At 62.1% G+C, this 26,523-nt stretch carries 21 protein-coding genes; 9 read left to right on the forward strand and 12 right to left on the reverse strand.

Annotated features, from left to right (window positions below):
- Nucleotides 1–67 precede the first annotated feature (67 nt).
- The 5 genes from ACILSQ_RS20025 to ACILSQ_RS20045 all read right to left on the reverse strand — a co-directional run bounded on the left by ACILSQ_RS20025 (nucleotide 68) and on the right by ACILSQ_RS20045 (nucleotide 4,215).
- Nucleotides 68–1,264, reverse strand: a complete 1,197-nt coding sequence (locus ACILSQ_RS20025) for a S1C family serine protease (protein WP_395745428.1) — start codon at nucleotides 1,262–1,264, stop codon at nucleotides 68–70.
- Between the two features lie 171 nt (nucleotides 1,265–1,435).
- Complete coding sequence (locus tag ACILSQ_RS20030; protein ID WP_395745429.1) at nucleotides 1,436–2,092, reverse strand: hypothetical protein; 657 nt, start codon at nucleotides 2,090–2,092, stop codon at nucleotides 1,436–1,438.
- Nucleotides 2,077–3,204: a DUF3500 domain-containing protein gene (locus tag ACILSQ_RS20035; protein WP_395745430.1), complete on the reverse strand. Its 1,128-nt coding sequence runs from the start codon at nucleotides 3,202–3,204 to the stop codon at nucleotides 2,077–2,079. Before ACILSQ_RS20035 ends, ACILSQ_RS20030 begins: the two co-directional genes overlap by 16 nt.
- Nucleotides 3,205–3,324: 120 nt before the next feature.
- On the reverse strand, nucleotides 3,325–3,702 hold the full coding sequence (locus ACILSQ_RS20040; protein WP_395745431.1) for a VOC family protein: 378 nt from the start codon (nucleotides 3,700–3,702) through the stop codon (nucleotides 3,325–3,327).
- Nucleotides 3,703–3,798: 96 nt separating this feature from the next.
- Nucleotides 3,799–4,215 (reverse strand): hypothetical protein, encoded by a 417-nt coding sequence (locus ACILSQ_RS20045; protein ID WP_395745432.1) that lies wholly within the window; start codon nucleotides 4,213–4,215, stop codon nucleotides 3,799–3,801.
- 158 nt (nucleotides 4,216–4,373) lie between these two features.
- On the opposite strand from ACILSQ_RS20045, the gene ACILSQ_RS20050 reads away from it, so the two are divergent.
- Nucleotides 4,374–4,634: a hypothetical protein gene (locus tag ACILSQ_RS20050; RefSeq protein ID WP_395745433.1), complete on the forward strand. Its 261-nt coding sequence runs from the start codon at nucleotides 4,374–4,376 to the stop codon at nucleotides 4,632–4,634.
- 139 nt (nucleotides 4,635–4,773) lie between these two features.
- Here the strand turns inward: ACILSQ_RS20050 and tgt are convergent, their stop codons facing one another.
- The 5 genes from tgt to ACILSQ_RS20075 form a co-directional block, all read right to left on the reverse strand.
- Complete coding sequence (gene tgt / locus ACILSQ_RS20055; protein ID WP_395745434.1) at nucleotides 4,774–6,417, reverse strand: tRNA guanosine(34) transglycosylase Tgt; 1,644 nt, start codon at nucleotides 6,415–6,417, stop codon at nucleotides 4,774–4,776.
- Between the two features lie 148 nt (nucleotides 6,418–6,565).
- Nucleotides 6,566–8,575 carry an ATP-dependent helicase gene (locus tag ACILSQ_RS20060; protein ID WP_395745435.1) on the reverse strand — a complete coding sequence of 670 codons (2,010 nt, stop codon included), beginning with the start codon at nucleotides 8,573–8,575 and terminating at the stop codon, nucleotides 6,566–6,568.
- On the reverse strand, nucleotides 8,572–9,690 hold the full coding sequence (gene purN, locus ACILSQ_RS20065; RefSeq protein WP_395745436.1) for a phosphoribosylglycinamide formyltransferase: 1,119 nt from the start codon (nucleotides 9,688–9,690) through the stop codon (nucleotides 8,572–8,574). Before purN ends, ACILSQ_RS20060 begins: the two co-directional genes overlap by 4 nt.
- Before the next feature lie 410 nt (nucleotides 9,691–10,100).
- On the reverse strand, nucleotides 10,101–10,895 hold the full coding sequence (locus ACILSQ_RS20070) for a hypothetical protein (RefSeq protein WP_395745437.1): 795 nt from the start codon (nucleotides 10,893–10,895) through the stop codon (nucleotides 10,101–10,103).
- A 143-nt stretch (nucleotides 10,896–11,038) separates the two neighbouring features.
- Nucleotides 11,039–11,377, reverse strand: coding sequence for a HesB/IscA family protein (locus ACILSQ_RS20075; RefSeq protein ID WP_395745438.1), 339 nt, complete (start codon nucleotides 11,375–11,377; stop codon nucleotides 11,039–11,041).
- A 137-nt stretch (nucleotides 11,378–11,514) separates the two neighbouring features.
- Between ACILSQ_RS20075 and mutL the strand changes: the two genes are divergently transcribed.
- The 3 genes from mutL (at nucleotide 11,515) to ACILSQ_RS20090 (ending at nucleotide 17,437) form a co-directional block, all read left to right on the forward strand.
- A complete protein-coding gene (mutL, locus tag ACILSQ_RS20080) occupies nucleotides 11,515–13,464 on the forward strand; it encodes a DNA mismatch repair endonuclease MutL (RefSeq protein WP_395745439.1) in 1,950 nt (649 codons plus the stop codon).
- 67 nt (nucleotides 13,465–13,531) lie between these two features.
- Nucleotides 13,532–16,039, forward strand: coding sequence for a hypothetical protein (locus ACILSQ_RS20085; RefSeq protein ID WP_395745440.1), 2,508 nt, complete (start codon nucleotides 13,532–13,534; stop codon nucleotides 16,037–16,039).
- A 102-nt stretch (nucleotides 16,040–16,141) separates the two neighbouring features.
- Nucleotides 16,142–17,437 (forward strand): DUF1501 domain-containing protein, encoded by a 1,296-nt coding sequence (locus ACILSQ_RS20090; protein WP_395745441.1) that lies wholly within the window; start codon nucleotides 16,142–16,144, stop codon nucleotides 17,435–17,437.
- Nucleotides 17,438–17,504: 67 nt separating this feature from the next.
- On the opposite strand, the gene ACILSQ_RS20095 is transcribed toward ACILSQ_RS20090, so the two are convergent.
- Both ACILSQ_RS20095 and mnmE read right to left on the reverse strand, forming a co-directional pair.
- Complete coding sequence (locus ACILSQ_RS20095; protein ID WP_395745442.1) at nucleotides 17,505–18,389, reverse strand: TIM barrel protein; 885 nt, start codon at nucleotides 18,387–18,389, stop codon at nucleotides 17,505–17,507.
- Between the two features lie 28 nt (nucleotides 18,390–18,417).
- On the reverse strand, nucleotides 18,418–19,761 hold the full coding sequence (gene mnmE, locus ACILSQ_RS20100; protein ID WP_395745443.1) for a tRNA uridine-5-carboxymethylaminomethyl(34) synthesis GTPase MnmE: 1,344 nt from the start codon (nucleotides 19,759–19,761) through the stop codon (nucleotides 18,418–18,420).
- A gap of 145 nt (nucleotides 19,762–19,906) precedes the next feature.
- Here mnmE and ACILSQ_RS20105 point away from each other — a divergent pair, with 145 nt between their 5' ends.
- From ACILSQ_RS20105 to ACILSQ_RS20125, 5 genes are all read left to right on the forward strand, one after another.
- Nucleotides 19,907–21,382 carry an MraY family glycosyltransferase gene (locus ACILSQ_RS20105; RefSeq protein ID WP_395745444.1) on the forward strand — a complete coding sequence of 492 codons (1,476 nt, stop codon included), beginning with the start codon at nucleotides 19,907–19,909 and terminating at the stop codon, nucleotides 21,380–21,382.
- Nucleotides 21,379–23,919, forward strand: a complete 2,541-nt coding sequence (locus tag ACILSQ_RS20110; RefSeq protein ID WP_395745445.1) for an O-antigen ligase family protein — start codon at nucleotides 21,379–21,381, stop codon at nucleotides 23,917–23,919. The genes ACILSQ_RS20105 and ACILSQ_RS20110 overlap by 4 nt, the downstream gene beginning before the upstream one ends.
- A gap of 122 nt (nucleotides 23,920–24,041) precedes the next feature.
- Nucleotides 24,042–24,515: a GNAT family N-acetyltransferase gene (locus ACILSQ_RS20115; protein WP_395745446.1), complete on the forward strand. Its 474-nt coding sequence runs from the start codon at nucleotides 24,042–24,044 to the stop codon at nucleotides 24,513–24,515.
- 14 nt (nucleotides 24,516–24,529) lie between these two features.
- Nucleotides 24,530–24,850, forward strand: a complete 321-nt coding sequence (locus tag ACILSQ_RS20120) for a hypothetical protein (protein WP_395745447.1) — start codon at nucleotides 24,530–24,532, stop codon at nucleotides 24,848–24,850.
- 12 nt (nucleotides 24,851–24,862) lie between these two features.
- On the forward strand, nucleotides 24,863–26,491 hold the full coding sequence (locus ACILSQ_RS20125) for a PrsW family glutamic-type intramembrane protease (protein WP_395745448.1): 1,629 nt from the start codon (nucleotides 24,863–24,865) through the stop codon (nucleotides 26,489–26,491).
- Nucleotides 26,492–26,523 lie beyond the last annotated feature (32 nt).

Genomic DNA, 26,523 nt, shown 5'->3' on the forward strand with positions numbered 1-26,523 from the left:
GAAACCAACCCAGGCGGCAACCAAAAAGAATGGAACCTTCCGGCCTATTTAATCCCTGTTGGCGCTCCTATTCGGATTTGAGCTGGCACAGGATAAAGCAGGCGGACTTCTCCAATCGTTCCCCAATCGAGAGAGCATCTGGAACTTTGGCTGATTTCACAAGCTCCGCCAGGCCATCTATGCTGCGAAGCAACGGGACCAAATAGTCAATCTTGATGGCGTAGTTCACATTCTGCGGGACTGAGCCAGTAGCCAAAACGACGGCGGAGTCGTTTAGTTTTGCGTTTACAACCCCCACAACGCTGCCATCCGATGAAACGAGCGGACCACCGGAGTTGCCAGGCTGGATTGAAGCATCGATCTGAAAATGTCTCACATCGTCTTGCATGCCTTTGAGGCTGCTGATCACGCCCTTAGTCAGTTTCAGACTGGTCCCCTGCATCCCTGGATTTGGAAAGCCACCGACGACAATGTCATCGCCCAGCTTGGGGCTTGTATCCGTATTTAATCGTATGGGCGTCGTTGCCGCTTCGATTTTCAGTATCGCCAGATCATTCTGCTGATCTATCGCAACAACCTTTGCCTCAACAAAGGTCTGACCTGAACGAACCTCCACCTTCACCGCACCTTCGACCACATGAGCGTTGGTCACAACGTATCCAGTCTCGGTGATCGCAAAACCACTTCCGGTGGCAGAAAAGCTCTCCTGGGCATGCTTGGAATTGCGATCATTTTTTGCAGCCGACCCATCGCGCGGCGCAAGCCTGTTCTCCCAGATTACAACCGCCTTATCCAGGCTTCTAGCGAAGCTTCTAATGGTTCTGTCAATATTTTCAACGCTCGTGTATGAGTATGAACCCGCCCAATAAATATCGCTGCGATAGACTTCGCCATCGGCAACAGAGTTTCTAAACTTCCCCCAGATAAACATCGTTTCACCTGAAAAGTAACGGTTATTGTCGGGGAGCTCCTGGCAGAGGATGCCGTCTTCGAGCACCTGAATCACTTTATAGGGTATCTGAGGAAATGATCTTTCCAGCACACGCTCAGCCAAGTAGCAATATCGTTGGTCCGCAGGGCTCAACAGTTTCTCGCTAAAGGTCATCTTCTTCCCATCTTTAAGAATGACGGTGACTGAGGGTGGTCGATATTCAACCATCTGACCCGAGAACGTCCGTGAACCATCGGCACTTTTCCACTCTCTCGCTGAAACAGTCTTGATGCCAACGACAAGCGACAGGATGAATAAAATGAGAGTGCGCATGACGCTAATGTCTAAAAAAATCGTCTTCAATCCCCCCCGGCCAAAGACTCATCTAGGGCGGTTCAAATGCAGAAGATGGCAGGGGGCTTTAAGGATAATCTCAAGAAGGCATCCCACATCAACCACTTTTCCTGATGGCTCACGACTTGTCTCGCAAGCCCGCTCCACGTGTCATCTCGTTTTTTCCGCCCTACTCTTCCTAAGGAGCCACCACCCCACCGCAGCCGCTAGCAATCCTGCGAGAGCGGCCATGCGCTCAACACCTTGGGAAGAATCTGCGGGCGGCTGAAAGGTGTATGCGATTTCGCCGGCGCTTTGGTTTTCGATTCTCGTTTGCCGGTTGATCTGGATGGTCGCAGTCTTGGGTTTGGCGGCATTGATGAGATACACGCTCACGCTGGGGAGGTGGCGGTTCCGCAAGGTGAGGGTGTGGGGGCCTGCGGCAATGGTGTCGGGTACAGCGGTGAATTCCATCTGCATGATCCCTGCGCCGGTGCGGAGTTCTGCGGGGGTGGGGATGTCTGAGGCTGTGAGTTTTAGCTCCAGGTCTTGTGTGTCGAGCTGGAGGCTGAGTTCGCGCTTCAGCAGCGCTGCGTAAGCAGCGCCTTCCTCGGTGGAAAGGACGCCGTCCGCATTGCCATCCATCAACGCCAGCACCTTTTCCGCGATGGACACGCCGGGGGTCAGGATCATCTGCAAACGGATGCTGGCGGGCTCGATGACGACCAGCGTGGACTGCAGGTATTCATCGAGCTGATGGGCGCGCACGACAGACGGCAGCGCGAGCAGCACCAGAGATGCCAGCCGTACTTTCACGGCCTCCACCATTGGGCTCCGTAGTCGTTGGTCGGGTCGCGGTAGATGGTGTGAATGTGATTCGTGGGGTCGCCGCCGAGGCGCTGCGGGGCGTACTCGATGAGCACCGTGGGGCCCTGGATGCGGAAGTAGGCGGCACCGCCTTTTTCCACCGGGCCGCTCCAGGCGAACCAGGTGTCCTCGATGTTCTTTTTCATCTCCTCCATCTTCGCTTTGGCAAAGTCGGCGCTCTGCATGCCGGTCCACTCGCTGGCGAGGTCGAGCAGCAGCTCGCGCTGCTTGTCGGTCAGGTTTGCACCCTTGATGCCTTCGGGCTGGATCGTCTGGCCGTCGCGGCCGGGGCCGAGCACGAGGTCGCGCATTTCGAAGCCGAGGATGGCCTGCTTGCGCTGGGCCTCGGTGAGCGATGTGAGCAGGGCGTGGGCCTTGTCCGTTTCATCGCCCAGGGGGCGCACGGTTTTGCCCTCGATCTCATAGCGGGCGGGCTGCGCGGCGGTGTGGCTGGGAGCCAGGGTGCCGTGCGCGCCCGCGAGCGTGATGTTGATGGCGAGGTGGTGCCCGCCGAACTGGATCATCCACGGCTCCGTGGTGGAGGGCTGGCCGAGAAAGGAGATGTAGTATTCATCATGGCCAAACGCGGGAGGGCCGCCGCCTCCCGGTCTTCCCGGACCCTTGGGCGCGCCCGGGCCCCCTGCCCCGCCGGATGGTGGTGCTCCAGCACCACCTGCACCGGCCTGACCGCTGCGTGGTGCGCCGCCTTTGTCGTTCTTCTTCAGCATCTCGTCGCCCTCGACGATTTCCTCCACCTTCGCGTAGCCCTCCGGGCTCAGGGCGGCCTCGACGACTGCCATGGCGGCGTCGCGCTGCTCCTGGGTGAGATCGCCCAGGCGCAGGCCGCCGCGCTTCACGAAGGAGGTGGGCAGATTGGACCAGTTTTTGCGCTGGGCGGCGTCTTTGAAGTCGTAGGCGACTTTGCCACGCTGGACTTCCGTCAGCGTGGCGAGGAAGGTTTGGGCGGCAGTGGCCGTCGCGCCTGTGCTTGTCGCTAGATTTTCCTCCGCTACGACCTTCAGCGGGAGACAGGCGGCCATCAGGGCGAGCAAGGGGAGTGTTTTGTGAGTCATGGCGGAAGTGGAAAGGGAGATCGGGTTAACAGGCAGACGTGCCTCAGGTTGCGTGTGACATCGCGTTGTTTTTTGTCGTGTTTTGCACAACATGCGCCCAGAACGAGCTAAAGCTCTAGACTACTTTTTGAGATCGTAGGTCGTGATCTCCAAAAGGAAGCCATCGGGGTCGGAGAAGTAGATGGAATGGGAGATTTCGTGGTCGCGGAATTCGACGACGATGCCTTTGGCGGTGAGCTCGGTCTGGGCGGACTGGAAGTCGGCGTAGGTCGGGGCGCGGAGGGCGAGGTGCCAGGCCTGGCCGTTCTTGGCGGGCGGGTCGTTTTCCTTTTGTGGGAAGAGGGTGAGGAAGGTGGTGCCGAGGCGGAGGAAGAGGGGGATGCCACCGCCGTGGCCGGGATAGACGTGCTCAAAGCCGAGGGTGCGGATGTACCAGTCTGCGGTCGCTTGCAGGGAAGCGCAGCGGAGGGCGAGGTGGTCGATTTGTTCGAGGTTCATGGGAGAGAGTTTGGAAGGACGGAGGTGCCGCCACGTGCGGAGGAACGTGGGCGAGAGTGGATTCGCCTGAACACACCTGCTCTTCGAGAGCAGGGGCTAGCGTGGACTGGTCTTTTCCATCTGGCGCTGGGCGCGCCGGCACTCGGGGCAGACGTAGGCGAGGGCGCGGCCTTCCTGGCCTGGCAGGACGATGTTTGTGGAGTGGATGCCGTCTCCAGGATGGGGATAGAAGTCTGTGCGGCGCTTCCACTCGCCCTGCTCCGCCTCCACTTTGCTCATGGGGATCATGCCATGGAGGAAGTGCAGCGGACGTTTCGTCATGCGGACATGGTGAACTTCACAAAGGCCGGACTGGCCGGCGGTGTCGTCATCGAGCTTCGCGCAGCCGGTGAAGGCCAGCGCAGCGAGCGCGACCAGGGAGAGGAGGTGAGAGACGGGAAGGTTCATGGTGGGATGGAGGAAGGTCTGCATGCGATGGTGGGCAGACGGATGGCCTTCGGAGGTTTTGGTCATCGCAGGTGGTGCAAGCTTGACGGGCCGCCGTGGGCCGGGCAAGCCGGAAATGTGCCTGCGAGCGGGCGGGTGATTCCAAAATTACCCCAAGGATGTTTTGGCGTGGACGTATGCGCGGGGGCATATTTTGAGCGGACTCCCCTTCCCCTTTTTGCCGTATGAAAATGATCCGTCATCTCGTGGTGCTCTGCTCGGGCATAGTGTCCGCCCTTTATCTGCTGAATGTCACGGCGGGATTCGTCGAGTTCATTCCCGACAACATTCCTGTCTTTGGCAATCTCGATGAAGCCGCGGCGACGGCGCTGCTGATCAACTGCCTGGCCTACTTCGGCGTGGACCTCGGACATCTTTTCAAGCGCAAAGACGAGGTCGCCAAACCGGGGGCGAAGACGCACGACATTGAGGTGACCAAGGAGTGACACAGGCCGCAGCGTGAAAGAGTACGATGGACACTCTTGTCTGTCGATCAGCGCTTCCGCACGTACTCATCATCCTCCGAAAAGCCAAAGCGTCCCCGCGGCAGCCTGCTCTGGGAGGGCGCGGTGGTTCCAGAGTGAGCTAAAGCTCACGAGTACTTTCTTCCACCACCACATCCGCCGCGGGCGTTTCTGCACTGGCAGTCCTGCCATGCACCAGTGACCACTTCAGGCCCACGCAGTAGCGTGACTCCCACACATCCCGGCGGATCAGCGTATCCGCCGCGCCGTGGCGGAGGTAGGGGAAGTGGCGCTTGTGATTGAGTGCGAGGCGCAGAGGCGAGAGGTCCTCGCTGAAGCTGACGAGGTGCAGCGGGCGCAGGGGGCCTTTGGCGGCTTCGGCTTCGTAGAGAAGAATGATGGCCAGCGCGGTGGCGGCGGCATCAAGGCGCGTGTCCCACACGACGAGGGGCGGCGAGTCGGCAGGCTGGCGCAGGTGCTGGATGATCTGGGACTCGACGGCCGCATCAAGCTGCGGCGTGGTGGGGAGAATGCGCCGCGTGCTGATGTGGCGGATGTCTGGCGGCTCGCCGTGGAGCTCGTAGTCGCCTTCGTGCTTGAGTTTGGGGGATCCGCGCTTGGGGTGGGTGACGGGATGATCGATGTCCTCGATGGGCAGAATGTCGCGGCGCCCTTTGTAGAGCGGCAGAAAGCGGTCTTCCAGAATGCTCTGGCGCACCTCGCGCATGAGCTGGTGGTAGAAATGGATGTTGTGCTGGCCTACGAGCGTCCAGCCGAGCGGCTCCTGCGTCTTGGTGAGGTGGTGCAGATACGCGCGGGTGTGCGTGGCGCACACCGGGCAGGTGCAGGCGGGGTCGAGACGGTCTTCGCTGAATTTGTACACGGAGCGGCGCAGCTCCACGATGCCGCGGGAGGTGAAGGCGGTGCCGCGCTTCGCCACCTGCGTGGGGATGATGCAGTCAAACATGTCCACGCCCCGGTGCACGGCCTCCAGCACATCCACCGGCGTGCCAACGCCCATGAGGTAGCGCGGGCGGTCCGCAGGCAGCAGCGCGGCAGTGAGCTCGCACACATCCTCGCGCTCGCTCTTTTCCTCCCCCACCGCCAGGCCGCCGATGGCGAAGCCGTCAAAGTCGATCTGCATCAGGCCCTCCGCGCTCTCGCGGCGCAGATGGGGATACAGCGCGCCCTGCACGATGCCAAACATGGACTGCGGCGAATCCTCCCGCGCGGCGAGACTGCGCAGCGCCCAGCGTTGCGTGATCTGCAGAGCGGCACGCGTCGTCTTTTCATCCGCCGTGGAGGGGATGCACTGGTCCAGCACCATCATGATGTCGCTGCCGATGGCGCGCTGGGTTTGAATGCTCACCTCCGGGCTGAGCAGGATGCGCTGGCCGTCCACGTAGCTCTGAAACACGGCGCCCTTTTCCGTCATCTCACGCGAGTGCGGCAGGGAGAAGATCTGGTAGCCGCCGGAGTCCGTGAGCACGGAGCCGGGCCAGCGCATGAACTTGTGAATGCCGCCCAGCTTGGTGAAGACATCGGGACCAGGACGCAGCAGCAGGTGGTAGGTGTTTGCCAGCAGGATCTGCGAGCCGGACTCATGCAGCGTCTCCTGCGTCTGCGCCTTCACCGTGGCCTGCGTGCCCACCGGCATGAAGAGCGGTGACTGAATGGTGCCGTGCAGGGTGCGAAAGGTGGTGGCACGCGCGCGGGAATCGCTTGATTGCGCGTCGAGCTGGAACTGGAGGCGTGAGGGGGACATGCGGGGCGCAGCGGCGCGTGGGTGTATCCGGATTCCGGCTAAAGCCGGTACTCCACTACAAAAACGGGCGCTGAGGAGGTTTCAGATTTTTTTTGGGAGTGCGGGGCTTCCGGAGCGGGCTGAAGCCCGAACTACGTACTCGGAGGCGTTACTTCTGGTCCGCGAGCATGGCGCGCAGGCCGGAGAAGAAATTGGTGTTTTCCTCCTGCGTGGGGGTTTCATTGATGTGCCGGCTGTAGTCCAGCTCTTCGACGTATTTGCGGTCCAGCTCCTTGAGGAAGGTGCTGGGCGCGCTGGTCTGCTTTTTGCCCCACTTCATGCGGATGCGGGTGTGGCTGAGCGTGAGCTTCTGCTTTGCACGGGTGATGCCCACATAAAACAGACGGCGCTCCTCATCCACGCGGCCTTCGTCAAAGCTGCGCTTGTGCGGCAGGATGCCCTGCTCCACCCCCGGAAGATACACCACGGGAAACTCCAGCCCCTTGGAGGCGTGCATGGTGATGAGACACACGCCTTTTTTCTTCTCGATGTCGTCCTTCTCCTCGCGGTCGTCATTGAGGCTGACTTCATCCAGAAATCCGGCCAGGCCGCTGGCGCGGTCGCGCTCCTGATGTCCGGCGAGGCTCTTGAGCAGTTCATTGACGCCGTTTTCCCAGCCGGTGAAATCATCCGGCTCCTTGGCCGCCTTTTTGAGGTAGTCCATGTAGCCGACCTCGAGGATGAGCGCCTGCGTCATGTCCACCAGATTGGTGCCCGGGGTGCCGGCAGGTCCGGAATATTTCACGATGAGCTGCGTGAAGGTGCGGATGGCATTGCGCGCCTTCTCGGGGATCTGGCGCAGGAAGTCCTCATCGCACAGGGCCACCCAGATGCTGTGGTGCTTCTCCATGCTGCGCTCGCGTGCGAGCTCGGCGGTGGCGCTGCCAATGCCGCGAGTGGGCGTGTTCAGCACGCGCAGCAGGGCCATGTCATCGTGCGGATTGTGCAGCACGCTGAGGTAGCTGATGATGTCCTTCACCTCGCGGCGGTCAAAGAAGCTGCGTGCGCCCACCACACGGTAGGTGATGCGGCGCTGGCGGAAGGCCTGCTCCAGCACGCGGGACTGGTCATTGGTGCGGAAGAGAACGGCAAAATCCTCCAGAGACTGCTTGTTGGCAAAATGCGCGGTCTCCACCTCTTTGGCGATCATGTCCGCCTCCTCCTTTTCATCCTCGGTGATGACGAGGCGCACGAGGTCGCTGCCGCTGTTCCGGCTCCACAGCGACTTTGGCCTGCGTCCGGCGTTGTTTTTGATGAGGCTGTTTGCCGTGTGGAGGATGGGCGTGGTGCTGCGGTAGTTTTCCTCCAGCTTCACCACATGCGGATTCGGGAAGAAGTTTTCGAACTCGGTGATGTTGGTGATCTCCGCGCCGCGCCAGCCGTAGATGGACTGGTCATCGTCCCCCACCACGCACACGTTGTAAGGCGCGGGCACCAGCGCGCGCAGCAGGCGCATCTGCAGGGAGTTGGTGTCCTGGAACTCGTCCACCATCACATAGTGGTGGCGGCTCTGCACCGTGGCGCGCACCTGGGCGTTTTCTTCGAGAAGCTTCACGCCCAGGATGATGAGGTCATCGAAGTCCATGACGTTCAGCCCGCGCATTTCGTCCATGTATTTCTCCATGACCGCCGCATCCAGGCTCTCCTTGGGGTCTCCCAGGGTCTCGCCCGCATTCTTGGCCTTGCTGATGCGCATGAGCGCCATGCTGGGGTCCAGCGTCTCGTCTTTGACCAGCAGTGTCTGCAGCACGCGCTTGATCAGCGTCTCCTGTTCGCTCTGGCTGTAGATGGCGAAGTTGTTCTTGTAGCCCACATGCTCGGCAAACTCGCGCAGGAGGCGCACGCAGAAGGCGTGGAAGGTGCCGACCACGACCTTTTTGCCGAGGCCGTCGCGCACCATGCCCTTGATGCGCTCACGCATTTCATTGGCGGCCTTGTTGGTGAAGGTGACGGAGAGGATGTTCCGCGGATTGATGCCCTCGTTCACCATGAAGCTGATGCGCGCGGTGAGCACGCGCGTCTTGCCCGTGCCAGCGCCGGCGAGGATGAGCAGCGGGCCGTGGATGTGCGTGGCGGCCTCGCGCTGCTGATGATTGAGTGTGCCGGTGAAGCCGCTCATGACGGTCCCGCACCTCGCACGGGCAGACCACGTTCGCGCCATTCATTCAGCACCTGCGGCAGCAGCTTGTGCTCCTCCACCTTGATGCGCGCGTGCAGCGTCGTGGCGGTGTCGCCGATGTTCACCGGCACCCGGGCCTGCGCCAGGATGCGGCCGCCATCGATCTCCGCGGTGACGAGATGCACGGTGCAGCCGCTCTCCAGTTCGCCCTCATCAATGGCGAGCTGCGGCGCATTGGCGCCCTTGAATTTCGGAAGGAGCGAGGGATGCACATTCACAATGCGTCCGGCATAGGCGCTGATGACGGGCTCCTTGAGAATGCGCATGAAGCCCGCGAGCACGACCACGTCCACACGTGCGCGCTCCAGATGCTCGAAGATTTCCTTCTGCGCGGCTTCGCTCAGTTTGCGCGGGTTCTCGCCGCCATCCACAAACAAGGCCGGAACGCCAGCCTCGCGGGCGATCTGACGGAAGCCGGACTCCGCCTGATCCGTGAGCGTGACGGCGATCTCCGCCTTCAGCTTTTTGTCCGCGATGGCCGCAATGATGGCGCGGAGATTTGAGCCTGCGCCGGAGCCCAGCACCGCGATGCGCAGCAGGCCGCTGTCCGTCGCGGGAGCTTCACCGCCGGCCGGGGCCTGCATCTTGTTGATCGTCCTGGTGGTGGAGCGGCCGGGCACCAGAGGCAGGATGCGGATCTGCGTGCCCGCCTTTTCCAGAGCGGTGCGCTCTTCACGATTGAGGGACTCCACGGTGTAGTCGCCGCCTTTGGCGTAAACGTGCGGGCGGATGGCCTCGATGAGCGAGGTGGCGCGCTCATCGTCAAAGATGGTCACGATATCGACCGCGCGCAGGGCGGACATGACTTCCGCGCGGTCGGTTTCCGGATTGAGCGGGCGCTCGGGCCCTTTGAGCGCGCGCACGGACTGGTCTGAATTCAGGGCGACCACCATGGCGTCCCCCAGGGCGCGCGCCTGCTCCAGGTAGCGCACATGGCCTGCGTGCAGAAGATCAAAGCAGCCGTTGGTGAACACGAGCTTTTTTCCCTGCTGATCCAGGGTGTCACGCAGACGCCGGACATCGGCGACGGTGGCGGGTGTGTAGTCATCGGGCATGCCTTGTTAATGGCGTGAACCGGCGCGGATGCAAGGAACGAGCGGCCTGAAAATAGACGGGAAAAAGGCGCGCAATTGGGTTGAAAATGGGGAGTGGGTTTTTTTGCGGAGGAGAGGTGAGTGAGGGGAAGGCATGGTCGCGGGCCGGAGGGCGTCCCCTCACCCCGGCCCTCTCCCCCGAAGGAGAATGCAGAGGTTAGCGTTTTTATGGGCGGGGAGAGGGAGAGAAACGCCGGCTGCCCGAGCCCGGGTTTCAAAAACAGCGCCCCCGAGAGACTGACCATTTTATACCATTTCATGCCATTTTCCTATTCTAGCACTTCATACCATGAAAAATTATCTCGAACCAAGGCACAAAAAAAGCGGAAGGGAGAACCTTCCGCTTTTTTTGAAAAATGAAGAGATGAACCTCAGTCCTGCTTGGAGACCACCTTGGTGGCGCTGCCTTCGAGGACGGCGGCGCCGGGATCGCGGGTCAGAGGCCAGTAGGCGTCCATGTTGAGCTTGGCAGGCGGGCTCATCTTGAACTGCTCGCCCGTCTTGGTGACAAAGCCCTGATAAGCCAGCGGCATGAGCGTCACGCACACGCGCTCCTGGTCAAACTTCTGCACGTGCAGCGCGGCGGCGAAAGTGCTCTTCTGATCCAGCACGAGGGTGTCTCCCACCTGATAGGGGTCAGCCTTGTCTTTATTGCCAGGAAGCACGATCTCGATGTCCACGTCTTCGATGTCCGCGGAGCGGGCGCGCACCACCCAGCCTTCGGTGATGACATCGCTCGTGGTGAGCGGACGTGCGTTGATCACCTGGAAGGTGCCCTTCACATACAGAGGCTGCTCTTGCTTGTAGTTGCGGATGTAGGAGCGCTTGAGCAGATCATTCTTCACAGCGAGCTGCTCACCGTTGAAGGAATAAAATTCCGCCAGCAGATCGCGCGCGGGGAGGAACTTGCCCTGCGGCACGGTGTAGTTGGTGAACTTGCGAAGAGGATCGAGTTTGTCGAAACGGGCGAGGACGCGGTAGTTGAAGGGCTTCTCAGGATGAGCGAACACCATGATGCTGAAGAACCAGCAGAAGGTGGCGAAGCCCATCAGCAGAGTGATGAGAATGGTCCACCAGAAGATGCCTCCAGAGTCCTTTTTCTTGGAGAAGCTTCCTCCGCCGTAGGAGCGGTACTCATTGCCGTCGCTCAAAAATCGGATTTGCATAACAGTTTTGCGAAAATTTTAGTAATTATAGATTAAGAATGTTCAAATTCTACAATATTGACGGAATTTGAAAAGGAAATTTTGTGAATAAGTTGGCAGCAAGTTTGCTTCATTTTGGGTTCCAAAATCAAGTAAAGGGAGGCTTAAGTTGAGGCGGTTTGCGGTTCAAAAGAGGTACCGCAGCCACAGCTCCGGGCGGCGTTGGGATTATTGAGTTTAAATCCGGCGTCCGAGAGGGAATCGACGTAGTCAATCTCGCAGCCGCGCAAGTAACCCAGGCTTTCCGGATCGATGATAATCGAGACACCATCCTGCGACTGCACTTCGTCGCCGGCTTGAGAGTGATCCAAAGCCATGACGTACTGCATGCCAGCGCAGCCGCCCTTTTCCACGCGCAGACGCAGCCCGGTGCCCGCATCCGCATTCTTTTCCGCGATGAGGGATTTGAGATGTTCGACGGCGCTGGGGGTGAGGGAAATCATGAAGGAGAAAAAGGGTGGAGAGGCCTGTCTGGATGGCTCAGAAGCACAGAGATTGCAAATCCCCATCCGGCATCCAAGGTAACGTTTCCGGGCGGCGATACAGGCTACGCTTCCCGCCCACCCTTTTATCGAAATTCATGGCTAAAATTCGCATTCTTCCAGACGCACTCGCCAGCCAGGTGGCCGCAGGGGAGGTCGTGGAGCGGCCGGCGGCGCTGGTACGGGAGCTGGTGGAGAATAGCCTGGACGCCGGGGCGCGCCACATCGAGGTGCATGCGCAGCGCGGCGGCATCGCGATGATCCGCATTGTGGATGATGGAAGCGGGATGGACCGGGAGGATGCCATGCTGTGTCTGGAGCGCCATGCCACCAGCAAGATACGGACCAAGGAGGACCTGGGAGCGATTCACACCTTCGGATTTCGCGGCGAGGCGCTGCCCAGCATCGCCAGCGTGTCACGCTTCCGCCTGGCCACGCGGGAAAAGGAGGCGCTGGTGGGCACGGAGATCGAGGTCAATGGCGGCAAGCTGGTGGCCGTGCGAGACAGCGGCGGCGCTCCCGGGACGGTCATCGAGGCGCGCTCGCTGTTTTTCAATGTGCCCGCGCGGCGCAAGTTTCTGCGCACGGAGAATACCGAGTTTGCCCATGTGGAGCAGCAGCTGCGGCTGCACGCCATCGCCAATCCGCAGGTGGCCTTCACGCTCACGCACAACGGCGAGCTGGTGCTGCACCTGCCCGCCACGCGGGACATGCTGGAGCGCATCCGCGGGCTGGTGGGGGACGAGCTGGCCTCCCGCCTGCTGAAGGTGGAGGAGACCACCGTGCACGGCATCACCGTCTCCGGCTACATCGGCGGGCCGGGCATGAGCCGCTCGAACCGGCAGATGCAGACCACGTATTTGAACGGGCGCCCGATCGAAAGCGCCAGCATTTCGTATGGACTGCGCGAGGGCTACCACACCGCCTTGATGAAAGGCCAGCATCCGGTGACCTTCCTCTTCATCCAGATGGATGCGCAGGCCTTTGATGTGAATGTGCACCCGGCGAAAAAGGAGGTGCGCTTTCACGATGGCCACGCCGTGCGCGATGCCATCTCCCGCGCGGTCAGCCACACGCTGGAAAACGCCGCCAAGCTGCCCTCCGGCCACACGCCCGCCGCACGCCCCGCACCCGCCGCCACAGTCCCCAGGACGCCCGTGGTGCCAGACAGCCGGCAGGAGCAGTTTGCCATGCCGGTGGCCGCTTCATCGGCGCCGCTGCGGGACATCCCGGCGGCGCGACCGCAGCCGGCTGGGGACGCGCCTGCGGTCTCCCACCGCGTGGCGGACGTGCTGGAGAGGATCGCGGCCGCGCGCCATGCCGCAGCCACGGCGCCTGTGCAGGCCGCGCCGGAACCCGAAGCGGAGGCGGAGGCACCTCAAGCAACAGCCACCGCAGCCGAGACAGACGAGGAAGAACCGCAGGAGCCGAAAGCCGCGAGGGAGACGGAGTCCCCTGCCCCGCCGGAATACCGCATCATCGGCGTGCTGCACAAACTGTATGTGCTGATGGAGTCCAAGGAGGGGCTGGTGCTGATGGATCAGCACGCCGCGCATGAGCGGGTGAACTTTGAGAAATTCCGCCGCTCAATCGAGTCCGGCGGCGTGCCCTGCCAGCGCCTGCTGCTGCCCGTGACGCTGCAGACCACGCCCCGGGACGCCGACTTGCTGCGGCAGAATCTCCCCTCGCTCAACCGGCTTGGCATCGAGATCGAGCCCTTTGGCCCGAATATTTTCAAGGTGGAGACTCTGCCCGCGTTTTTGAAGGCGGATGATCCGGCGGCCTGGCTGGACCAGGTGATGGAAGAACTCAGCAGCCTCAGCGCGAAATCCTCCAGCCTGCGGCTGAGCGAGGACGCCATCGCCACCATCGCCTGCCGTGCCTCGGTGAAGAGCAACGACGTGCTCTCCATCCCGGAATTTCAGGCGCTGCTGAAGGATCTCTTTGCCTGCGAAATGCCCTACTGCTGTCCGCACGGGAGGCCGACGCTGGTGCAGATTTCCACCAATGAACTCGAGCGGAAGTTTGGGCGGAGAGCGCCGGGCTGATGGGGGGGACAAGAGCGGCCGAGAACACTCTCGACAATCGCTCGCCGTTTCCGCTAGTTTTGCGCGCATGAAAAATGCGCACGTGCTGCCGTTGCTGCTGACGGCTTGGATGCTGGTGGGGAGCGCCGCGCCGGCGGCCGAGAGCAACCGGCAGGTGCCGACGATGGTGCGGCGCATGTATGAAACACCGCTCAATTTTTTCAGCCTCGCTGGCCACCGCGCCGACCCGCAGAGCCCCCTGAAACCCCGCACCAGCCAGGAGATGCTGGAAGACTGGGGCGTTCCCTTTCCTTCCGGCGCGTGGTCCAGGTTTCATGAATCGATCAACCGCCTGGTGGTGGTGAACATGCCGGACAATCTGGAGCTCATCAGCCAGCTGGTGGAGGAGCAGGCCGAGGGCGCACCGCGCACCGTCATGACCCATGCCACGGTCTTTGAAGGGCCGGGCAAGCTGATCCGTGAGCTCAATGCCGCGGCTTCCAGAAAAATGAGCGCGGTCAAGGAGCTGGAGACCCTGCTGGCACAGGCGCAGCGTGCCGAGTCCGGCGTGCGCGTGGTGGGAGATGCCTGGCTGGAATCAGCCTCCGGCAGACGCGCCAGCACGGAGACCGTATGCGAGCAGGCTCAGGCCAAGTTGAGCCTGGGTGCTGACAGCCGTCCTTCGCTGAATGTGGACTGGCATCCAACCGGCCTGAAACTGGACATGGAGGCCACCTTTGGCTCCTGGAGCAGGCCGGAGATCGTTCTCACCACGACGCTGAGTCTCCACCCTGCCCCGCCCCCCACGCGCCCGCTCAGTGTGAGCGATCCCCTGAGCGGCCAGCCCTTGCTGCTGCCTGCGGCGGATGGTCGCAGCGTCGCCTTCACCAGCGGCACGTCGTTGTTCAATGGCGACACCAAGATCCTTGGCATCGCCAAACCTGATGCCGGCCTGAGCGCGGAAAGCGGTGATGTGCTGTGGATGGCCTTCATCACCGTGCGTGCGCAGCCCGTGCCGACGGTGAAAACCCTCCATGCGGTGGAGCCGGCGCCACCTCCTGGCCAGCCCGCCAAACCACCGGCGGCCCGCACCCCCGCGGAGGAGGCGCGGGAGGCTGAGCTCCAGCCCCCGCCCTTGCGCACCGCTTTCTTCACGCTGCACACCGTCCAGGGCCCGGCACCCTTTCTGCGCGCGCTCGCCGCCAAAGCCGCCACTGCCAGCGACCACGCAGCCCTCTGGCGTGAGATCGAAGCCGAGGTGGCACAAGGCAAGGCGTCCTTCATCGACAGCCACACGCTGGAGGCGCAGTCGGGACAAAAAGCGGAAATCAGCGCTGTGCGCGAATGCGCCTGCCCCATCACTTTTGACAGCGATGACAAGGGCCGGCCCGCACTGGAGTTTGAAACGCATGCCACAGGTTCGCGGCTTTCCCTGGAGCCCGTCATCAGTGCAGATGCGCACAGCATCACGGTGGCGGTGGACTATGAACTGGGGACCGCACCGCCCGAACAGCGCCAGCAGGCATTCCATGCCCCGGCGACACAGAAAGAGGTCGAGTTTCCGCTCACGGATTTCCATGCCGCGCATCTGCAAACGGGGTTCACCCTGGCCGATGGCGGCACCCGGCTGCTCACCCTCTGGAAGCCCGCAGGGCAGGCTGCGGGCGAGGTGCTCTGGGCCACCTTTCTGCATGGCGATGTGGTGGTACAGACCCGGCAGAGCAAGGACCTACCCGTGCACATCAGCGGCACCGTTCCGGTACCGGATGAAAATGAATGGATCTCCCGCGCCTTTCGCGTGCCGCCAGACCTTGCCAAGGGGCCCAAAACTGCGCAGCAGATTCTGGAGGAAGTGGGCATCGCCTTTCCCAGCGGAGCCAGCGCCCGCTTCAATCCCAAAGGGAACTGGATGATCGTGCGCCATCAGAGAAAAAGCGTGGAGATGGCCGGGACCTACATCGAAACGGTCTGCTTTTCCCAGCCGCCGCGGACGCTTGTTTTCACCACGCATGTGCTGCAGGCGCCGGGAGCTCTGATCCGCGGCGTGATGAGGGAGGTTTCCACGCTCTGCGACCACCGCCCGCAGATGGAGCGGCTGCTTGCCGCACCCGAGGTGAAGCATCTCGGCACGTCCCACATCGAGGCACGCTCAGGTTGCACCGCTTCCTCGGAGGCCGCGCTGGAGCACACGGCCCTCGCCTGTTTCGGCACAGACTTCGATCTCTGCCAGAAAGTGCGCAAAGCCGGATTTCTGATGGAGCTGCAGCCCAGTGTCATGAGCGACGGCTCCACCGTCGATCTCACCGCGATTGCCGAGTTTCACACCGCCGAGCCCCAGGAAAACCGTGCGCCTCTGACCGACGTGCAGGGACGCAAGCTGGAGCTGCCGCTTACCGATTACCACCCGGCGAAAACCACCACCCGCATCATGATCCCCGAGGGTGCTGCGCGTCTGCTGGGCGTGTGGCGGCCCACCGGCAGGCCGGAATTTGAGTCCGCGGACATCCTGCAGGCCGCCTTCATCACCTATGATCTGATGCCCGTCCTGGTTTACGAAAGCGCGCCGGCGAAAAAGGCTGAGGGCAAGGGCGACTGAGCCGCTTCTCCGGGCGGCACCGGGCGTGGGGACAAAGAATGTGAATCTTGTGATAAGTCCGGAGCGCGGCTGCGTTAAAGGCGCATCGCCCCAAATCCCCCTATGAATCCCCTTCGCCACGATCTCAGCCGCCGCGCTTTTGTCTCGGGTGCCGCCAAGACCTTTCTGGGTGTGAGCACCGCCTCGCACCTCGGCTCCCGCATTCTGGCCGCCCCGGGCCAGGGAGCCTCGCCGCTGAAGCAGGCTGCCACCGCGCGCAATGTCATCTATTTGTACATGACGGGGGGCATGAGCCACCTGGACACCTTTGACCCGAAGCCGGAGAAGCCGGACGTGATGGGCCTGACGAAGGTGATGAACACGAATGTGGACGGCATCCGCGTGTCCAACAACATCCCCCTCCTCGCCCGGCAGATGGACAAGCTGGCGGTGGTCCGCAGCATGATGACGACCCAGGGCGCGCATGAGCAGGGCAACTACTACCAGCACACCAGCTACACCATGCGCAGCAGCATCCGCCATCCCTCCATGGGTGCGTGGCTGCAGAAGTTCCAGGATCGTGGGAACCCCACGCTGCCGGGCAGCGTGATGATCGGCAATGACAGCCGCCACCCTGGCGCCGGCTTCTTTGAGAGCCGCTTCGCCCCGCTGATGATCAATGATCCCGAGAGCGGCATCAACAATGTGAAGACCAACCAGTGGTTCACCGAAGAGCGCTTTAACAGCCGCCTCAACACCGCCAAGCTGCTGGACCGCAAGTTTGCCGAGACCTACAACGTCAAAAACGTGCGCGCCTACGCCGACATGTATGATGACGCACTCAAGATGATGAAGAGCGAGGAACTCGCCGCCTTTGACCTCAGCGCGGAGCCCGAGGCCCTGCGCAACAAGTACGGCAGCGACCGCTTTGGCCAGGGCTGCTTGCTGGCCCGCCGTCTGGTGGAGCATGGCGTGCGCTTTGTGGAAGTCTCCTTCGGAAGCTGGGACACGCACAATGCCAACTTCACCCGCGTCCCCGAGCTCTGCGATGAGCTGGACTCCGCCCTGAGCACCCTGCTGCAGGACCTGCAGGCCCACGGCATGCTGGACGAAACCCTCGTCGTGCTCGCCACCGAGTTCGGCCGCACCCCGGAGATCAATGCCAACGACGGCCGCGACCACCACGCCCGCGGTTTCACCTGCCTCATGGCGGGCGGCGGCATCCGCGGCGGCCAGGTCTATGGCGCCACCGACGACACCGGCCTCGAAGCCGCTGTGAATCCGGTGACGATCCCCGACTTCAACGCCACCATCGCCTACGCCCTCGGCATCCCGCTGGACCAGGTGCTCTACAGCCCCAGCAAGCGTCCCTTCACTGTCGCAGACAAGGGCCGGCCAATCACGGAGCTGTTCGGTTAAGGACAGGTCAGGAAACGACCTCGTCTCCTCTTCAACTTTATACAGACCCGCTTCAACGGGTGTACCCTCACACATCACACACCATCGCCGCGTGGCGCAGGGCGAGGATGGGGTCGTTCCAGGTGGGGATGAATTCGTGGGCGACGAAGTCGTGGTAGCCGATTTCCACCAGGGCCTGCATGACGGCGGGATAATTGATCTCCTGGTGCTCGTCGAGCTCGCAACGGCCGGGATTTCCGGCAGTGTGGATGTGGCCAATGTAGTCCTTGTGGATCCGCAGACGGCGGATCACGTCGCCGTTCATGATGCTCACGTGGTAGATGTCGAAGAGCAGCTTGAAGTTCGGGCTGCCGATCTGATTGATGAGGTCCACGCAGAAATCCACGTCATCGCCAAAGTAGCCGGGGTGGCCCTTCATGGGGTGGGAGTTGTCGCGTGAATTGAGATGCTCCAGCACCAGGGTGATGCCTTTCTTTTCGGCATGCGGCAGCACTTCCTTCCAGGTGTCGAGGCAGTTCTTGATGGCTTTGTCGCGGTCCATGCCGTCGAACTTCATGCCAGTGAAAGTGATGACCTTTTTGCACCCGACATCCGCCGCGACGTCGATCCCTTCGGTGAGCTTGGCGACGACTTCATCGTGGAATTTGGGATTGCACGGACCGTTGGCGAAGCCATGACCGGAGACCAGAGAGATGTCGAGCCCAAGGGCCTTCACCTCGGGGTAGTATTTGCGGTCGATGCCCTCCATGCCCACTAGGCCGATGTCCTTGCAGTGTTTTGCCAGCACCACGGTGTCCATGGGCTTGAAGCACCAGCCCATGACGGTGTGCCTGATGCCGTGGTTTTTGATCACGTAGGCTGGATCAGCCGCCGCTTTGTCGATGGAAACAGCGCCCAGGCGTGAGGCGGCGGTGGCGGCAAGTGCGGTGGTGAGGAAATGGCGGCGGTTCATGGATGGAGTCAAACAAACGTAGGCAGGATCACTTTCCTATGCAGAAGGTGGAGAAGATGACGTCGAGAATGCGCTCCACATCCACCTGGCCAATGACATCGCCGAGGGCGTGAAGGGCATCGCGGATTTCCAGGGCGATGAACTCGGGCGCCTCGCTGCGCTCGAGCGCGGCTTTGGCGGCGGTGAGGTGCGCGGCACAGCGCTCAAAGGCGGCCTTGTGCCGCGCATTGATGGCGATGGGGTGGTCGGCCGCGAGCGGCCCAGCGATGGCGATCACATCCCGGATTGCGTCGCGGACGGCTTCGATGCCATCCCCGCTCACACACGAAAGAGGGATGGCCTGGGGAATGCTGCTCCAGTCAGGGTGGATGCCGAGATCGCTTTTATTGAGAATGAGGATGCGGCGGCGGGCAAGCTCAGGAGGAAGGGCGAGACGTGGAGGCGTGGCCGCAAGGCTGGCATCCACGACTTCGATGACGAGGTCGGCGCGCTCCAGCTCGCGCTCCGTGCGCTGGATGCCCACGCGCTCGATCTCATCTCCCGCCTCGCGCAGGCCGGCGGTGTCCACCAGCCGCAGCGGGATGCCATGCACCTGAATGATCTCTTCGATGGTGTCGCGCGTGGTGCCGGCCGTGGGGCTGACGATGGCGCGCTCAAAGCCCAGCAGCACATTGAGGAGGCTGCTTTTGCCGACATTGGGAGCGCCGGAGATGACGGTGCGGGCACCATGGCGCAGGATGCGGCCTTGCTCCGAGGTGGCGATCAGCTTCTGCGCACGCACAAGCACGGCATCCAGACGGCGCAGAAGGGCGGCTCCAGTTTCGGGAGAAATGTCTTCTTCAGGAAAGTCGATGTAGGCCTCGATGTGGGCCAGCACGGGGATAATCGCCTGCTCCATGGCGGCAGCCTCGCGCCCGATGGCGCCACCGAGCTGCTCATTGGCAGCGCGGAGGGCCAGCGTGCTCTGCGCATGGATCAGATCCATCACGGCTTCCGCCTGCGTGAGGTCCATTTTGCCATTCAAAAAGGCGCGCTGGGTGAACTCCCCCGGCTCCGCGGCACGCGCGCCACAGGCCAGCCAGCGCTCCAAAACGCGCTGCGTGGCCAGGACTCCGCCGTGCCCGTGGAACTCGATGACGTCCTCCCCGGTATAACTCGCCGGGCCCTTAAAATAAAGCAGCAGCCCGTGGTCCAGCACGCCGCCATCCGCATCCGCCACAGGCACCAGATGCGCCTTTCTGGGGAGGACCAGAGAGGGCAGCTTCAGCACCTGGGCGGCGATGGACAGCGCCTGGGGACCGGACACGCGCACCACGCTGATCGCGGCCTCGCCCAGGGCGGTGGAAATAGCGGCGATGGTGTCATGAAGCATGGCCGATGGTGAAGGGAGCGCGGGGAAAGTTCAAGGAGGCGTTCCAGGAAGTTGCAACAAACGACTTCTTAAGCGCTCAAGTCTTGATCCATGAATCGGCAACGCTTATGCTGGCAGGCTTTCCAACCTGATCAATCCGCCACGCATGCTAGATCCAGCCATCCAAGACAATGCCATGGGCCCCTGGGCGCCAAGACATGTCTCATGGTTCGAAATGGGCTGCTATTTTGGCGGGGCAATGCTGGTGGCCGCGCTGGGAACCTGGTGGATCCTCCAACGCGGCGGACGTTTGGGCCTGGATGAACCGGACGCCCGGCGCAAACTGCACGAAAAGGCGGTTTCAAGGCTCGGCGGGGCTCCGATTTTCCTGGCCGTCGGCCTGGCATCCCTGGTGGCCGGTTACATCGGCGGCCTGGGCTGGACCCGCTGGCTGCCGCTGGCCGTGTGCAATGCCCTGATCTTCAGCGTCGGTTTCGTGGATGATCTCAAACCCTTGGGTGCCAAGGTAAAGCTGGTAGGCCAGATTGGCACGGCGTTGATTTTGTATTCCCTGGGGGTTTCGATCGACATGCTCAGCAATCCCTTTGGAGACGGCACTCTCGCATTGGGGTGGTGGAGCCTGCCTCTGACCCTCATCTGGCTCGTAAGCATTCCGAACATCGTCAATTTGATCGACGGCATGGATGGTCTGGCGGGCGGGTTCGGTCTGTTTTTGTGCCTGACCCTGGCCTTCCTGGGCTACTACAGTCACCAGCCTGACGTCTTGGTGGTTTCACTTTCCATGGCCGGTGCCCTGGCCGGTTTTTTGATCTTCAATCTCCCGCCCGCCAAGATTTTCCTGGGCGATGGCGGAGCTTATCTGATCGGTTTTTTCATCGCTTCCGTTTCCCTCTTCACCTCCAACAAAGGCTCCGTCATCGGCGCACTTTTGGTGATCGTCATTGCTCTGGGCGTCCCGATCCTGGACACCTTGTTTGCCATCATTCGCCGGGCCATCCGCGGGGTTTCCATTTTCAATGCGGATGCCGAGCACATTCATCACCGGCTCATCCTGCTCGGCTACAGCAAGGGCGGCGCACTCGCCGCGATGTATGCCGTCTGTGTGGCGCTGAGTCTTGTCGGGGTCAGTATTCTGCTGACGCGCGGCCACGCGCTGCCGGTGACCGGCGCCTTTTTGCTTTTGCTGGCCCTGGGCACCGCACGCTACCTGGGCTACATCCGAAGCTGGTCCAACTTCCGTACGCAGATCGACGAGGTGATGGAGCGCAGGCGACAGCGCGAATTTTTCCGTGCCTATGGCCGTGTACTGGACTTTGAAGTCGAGCGCTGTGAAGACCTGCAGAGCTTTTCCACGCTGTTTCAGCATGGGCTGGAGCGCATGGGCTTAAGCGCACACTCCCATCCTGGCGGCAAGCCTGAAGTTCTGAAACTGGGCGATGGCCGGAGTTTCACTCTTTACCGTCCCATAGACGCCACCGACCTCAGCGAATGGCATCTTCGGCTAGATGTTCTGCTGCCCGCGCTGGAGCGCTGTCTGGAGAAATGGAAGGCCCTTCCAGCCGGCACCGAAGCCGGATCTGCCGCCGCTCCCCTCATCAGTCCGCCCTCAGTCACGGCATGAAAAAAGAATTTGACCAGCCCGCAGAACCTTCGCCTCAAGTCCCGCTGCTCGCCGATGACGAGAGCGTGGAAATGAACCTGTCACCTCGGGCTGGAACCATGCAGGAGGATGATCTGGAAGATGACGACACGACCACGCGCACACGCAGCTATGACGTCCCGGGCCCTGCATGGCAGGGATATGCCTTTGCCGCACTGCCCATCCTGGCGTGCCTGTTCGGCGCCGGCCGCGAGAGCTGGTCCAAGGCATTGATCGCCCCTCTGCTGGGTGTGGTGCTGATTTGCTTTGTGCCGAAACGCCAGTTGCCGGGTGTGGCGTTGTTCGGCCTGCTGGGCGCCCTGATCGTTCCGCTGTGCGCGTTCCTGCCGGCGGACTGGTTGTCTCAGCCCCCTGCCTGGAAGACCACCCTGGTCCAGGACTGGGACATCCATCTCTCCAAAAGCCTGACTCCGCAGGCCGGTGTGACCCTGGAGGCATGGTTGTTTTTTGGCGTGTGCTGTGCCTGGCTGGCCTGGTGCCTGACCCGCGGCTTTTCGGACCTCCAACGTCGCGCCATGATCCACACGCTGACCTGTGGAGGCGTCCTGATCTGCGTGCTCTCCATTTTGGAAGCCAGTAAAGTGATCGCCATCCCCTGGTGGCCGCGCAATCCGGTGGAATGGGGCCACGGTTTCGGCCCCTTTGCGAACCGCAATCACGCCAGCAGCTTCGCCGCCATGACCTGCGTGCTCTGTGCAGCCGCCAGTTACGATGCCCAGCGGCGGAGATCGCGTTTGTGGCTGCCTTTTCTGGCAGGCTTCATCCCGCCCCTCATCTGCATTTTCATGAACAGCTCCCGGGCCGGTCTCATCCTGCTGTTTCTCGGCATGACGGCCTGGTTTGGGACGGTGGCCATGCGCCGGGGTTTTTTTCAAAAACTGGCCGTTTCCACATCGCTGATCTTCATCATCGCCTCCCTCCTGGTCATGTCGGGGGGCAATCTTTCCAAGCGGTTCACCGACGTGGGTATTTCCAAGTTCGCCACGGACAACGGCCGCAGCACATTGTTTCTGGAGACGCTGAAAATGAGCCTGGAATCCCCATGGACAGGGATCGGGTTCGGAAATTTTGAAGACGTCTTTCCCCAGTTCAACGACATGCCATCGCCACTCAGTCGTTTCCTGCACCCGGAAAGCGACCTGCTCTGGCTGCTCTCTGAGGGAGGCCTGCTGACCCTGCTGCCCGCGCTGCTGGTGCTGTTCTGGATTTTTCTGTCCACCGGCCCCTGGTTCGGCAAGAAGAAGAAAAACAAATCAGGCATGCATGACCGCCGTCTGCGCAATGCGGCGGCCATTGTCTTCGGTCTCGGAGTCGTCCACGGTCTCGGGGATGTGCCCAATCATGGGCTGGGTTATGCGACTTTCATGGCCCTTCTGGCAGGTATCGCAATCCGACCCCGGCGGCTGCCTCAGGTCGCATCGCTTCCCCAGCGCATCGCCTGCCGTCTGGGCGGCGTCGCGCTGCTGGTGCTTGGCGTCATGTGGGCGTACGTCGCGCTCGGACATCCGGTTCTGGCTGGCGCCAGCGCGACAAAAGTACTGAGAGAGCGCTCGGGGAAACTGGCGGCCTCCGGTTCCCCTGCTGGCGCGCTGGTTCTTCTGGATCAGGCCATTCAGATGAGGCCGATGGATTTTCACCTTTATTATGAGCGCGCGCGCCTGCGACTTTATCTCGGCCAGCCCAAGGGCGATGCCCTGCTGGACTTCTCACGTTCACGGGTACTCGATCCGGTTTATGCACTGACCTGCTATACGGAAGGGCTCTTCTGGCTCGACTTCTACCCGCCATATGCCGTCATCGGCTGGCGTGAATTCCTGCGCCGCTTTCCAGAGAGAGACCTGGCCAATCATGGTTACTTCGGCGGCATGCTTCAATCGGGCCAGCAGCATCCCGAGCTGCGCGAAGCGCTTTGGTCGCTGGCCACGACCACGGAGTTGAAATTCGACTATCTCAGGACGGTGCAGAACCGCGATGAATTTGACCGCTGTTTGCGCAGCCTGCTGGCGCAGCCTCCTTCCGACCTCAAAGGCCTGGAACCCGCGCAGCGGGAGACACTCTTCAATCTCTGGTATCAGCATGGCGACCAGGCGGCGCTGATCTCCGCGCTGGAAACCAACCGCAAATGGCGGGACGATGGCTGGCGCATTCTGGCGGAGCATTACGCGCGCAATTCCGACTTCCAGAAGGCATGCCAGACGGCCATGCCTTACATGCCCTCCGTGGTTCGCACCGCGCCCGGCACGACCACCGACATCGGTGCCCTGGAGCGTGCCCTGCTGTACAATCCCACGGACGCCCGGCGCGCCATCGACCTCTTCCAGGCGCAGAAGAGCCAGGGAGACATCGATGGAGCGCTGCGCACCCTGCAGAAGGTGGTGGCCATGCCGAACGCCCCGCCCTACGTCCGGCAGGAGATCGCGACGCTGTACATCATGAAACAGGATTTCCGCCGCGCGTGGGAAAATCTCCGGCAGGCCATGCAAAACGTTAAGAAATGAGGTGGCGGCCTGCGTGACCCGTGTTTTGAACGCCACACCTCGCCACAGCCGGATACCTAAGCGCCGGATGTCGTCTCATTGAACGCATTGCCTTTGGGCGCGAGCCCGCTATCCTAACCTTCATGTCCGCCACTGAAACTGAACCCCACATCGAACCGGCCACCATCGAAGATCTGCCCCAGTTGGTGGAGCTGCTGATGGCGCTGTTCAGTGAAGAGGAGGACTTCAAGCCGGACCGCGCCAAGCAGGAGCACGGGCTGCGGCTTATTCTGGAGCAGCCGAACCGTGGGCGCATCTTTGTGCTGCGCACGGAGCACAAGGTCATCGGCATGATCAACCTGCTCTTCACCATCAGCACGGCGGAAGGCGGCCTGGTGCTCATCATGGAGGACGTCATCGTGCACCCGCAGCACCGGCGGCAGGGCTACGGCGGGCGTCTGCTGGAGCACGCCATTGAGTTTGCGCGGGAGAAGCGCTTCCGCCGCATCACGCTGCTCACGGACCGCATCAGCGCGGACTCCCAGGCCTTCTTCCAGCAGCACGGCTTCCAGTTCTCCAAAATGATCCCGATGCGGCTGGTCTTCAACGACGCCTGAAAAGCCCCGCCGTCATGCACGCGCTCCTCTCCTTCCTCCCAAGGCCTGAAGGCGGCACCACCCGGGTGCCGCGCGAGTGGGTGGAAGCCTCGGACTGGTTCGTGCTCTTCACGCTGGGCACCCTGCTGTTTCTGCTGGGCGCCTTTGCCATGTGGGGCTGGCTCATCTGGCGGCGCGGCGCAAGGCCGGAGCCGCATGTGAAGCTGCTCATGGAGCTGGAGGAAGAGGAAGAAAAAAGGGAGCGCCAGGCCCGCACCGCCGCGCCTCATGAAGAGCGGGAATCCAGGGCCCCGTGGGAAAAATCACCCGACTGGTGGAAGAAGCCGGAGTCCTGAAGCGAAGCACGCATGAGCACGGAGCGTTCTTATTTCCACGGCTGGCGCGCACGCACGCACTACCTCACACGGGACCGCCGCTTCCTGCTGCGCACCTCCGCCGCCATCATCGCCCTGGGAATGATCATCGCCAGCACGATCGTGATCGGACGGGCCGGCTCCCATGAGCCGCCGCAGGGGCATGCCGCCAGCCCCGCGCTGAGCCGCCTGCACGAAGACTTTCACCTGCTGCGGCATGAGACCACCCCGCAGCCGCGCCGGCTGGCCACCTGGCTGCGCCTCCTCGTGGCGCAGATTCCGCAGTTGGTGAAGGCTGGCGACGAGAGCGCCTATGAGGACTTCGCGCAGACAGGCAGGATAGGGAACTACGAGGTGAGGCAGCTCATCCACCAGCACGCCACCACGGACGCACCGGCAGGGCTGTTCCACGGCTACCTCGCCGCGACGCTGGCGGGAGACCCCGAGGCCCTGCGGGACCTGGAGCAGAAAGCCCGCGCCGTGCCGCCTGAAATGCTGGCTGCGGAGCTGCTAGGCAGCGTGGAAAAACGCCGCGACAGCCTGCCCGCTGCGCTACAGGCCTTTTACACCGAAGGCCTGCACTTCCCCGAGGCCGGCGCCGCGCGCGAGGAAGCGCTGCACCTGGCCGTGGCGCAGCGCGATGTGAAAATGCTGCGTCTCATCGCCGAGCAGCCGGGGTGGATCGAGCACTGCCACCCTCTGCTGCAGCACCATGCGGGCTCCCTGCTGGGGGATGTGTGGATGCAGTGGCACGGCCTCATCCGCCACCGCCTCAATGAGCTGCCCTACGGCCTGCTGACGCTCGCGTTTTTCGTGGCTGCGCTGTGGTATTTCATCCTGGTGCAGCACAGCGACCATGAAAGCTGGCGCTGGGCCCGCCCGCTCGCGGCGCTGATGGCGGGCGTGGCCAGCGTGTGGCCCACGCTCACGGTGCTGGCCTATCAGGAGTACATCCAGGGCATGACGGCGGATGCGCCCTTTCCGCATGATCTGATCTATTTCGTGCTGGGCGTGGGGCTGCGGGAGGAAGGGTGCAAGCTCCTGCTCTTCGCGCTCTTCCTGCCCTGGCTGCTGTGGCGGCGCACGCCGGGCCTGGCGCTGCTCACCGGCGCCTTTGTGGGCCTGGGCTTTTCGCTGGAGGAAAACATCGGCTACTACCAGGACTACGGCGGCACCATCGCGTGGACGCGCTTTCTCTCCGCGAATTTCCTGCACATCTCCCTCACCGGCATCTGCGCGCACAGCCTTTACCGCATGCTGCTCACCCGCTTTGCGCGGGCGGAGGAGTTCATCACCACCTTCGCGCTCGTCGTGCTGGCGCACGGAGGGTATGACTATCTCTCCACGGTCTCTCTCGGGGACAATGGCTGGTTCTCCCTGATCGTCCTCATTCTTTGCGCGGCACGCTTCATCGATCTTCTCGGCGAAGAAACCCGCCCCTCCCGCCTCACCATTGCACCGCGTGCCGTTTTCACCTTCGGCTCCGCGGTCCTCATCGCCTCCTCCTTTGTGATGGGAGCCTGGACCACCCACAGCATGGCGGGCGTGGCAAAAGCGGGGCAGGAATGCCTGGCCATGGTGCCCATCGCAATGCTGTACTGGCGGAAGTTTGAGAACGCATGAAACGACCGTCCTCCGCGTTGTCTCCGGCACCC

This window comes from Prosthecobacter sp., from assembly GCF_044227185.1.
Taxonomy (GTDB): Bacteria; Verrucomicrobiota; Verrucomicrobiia; order Verrucomicrobiales; family Verrucomicrobiaceae; genus Prosthecobacter.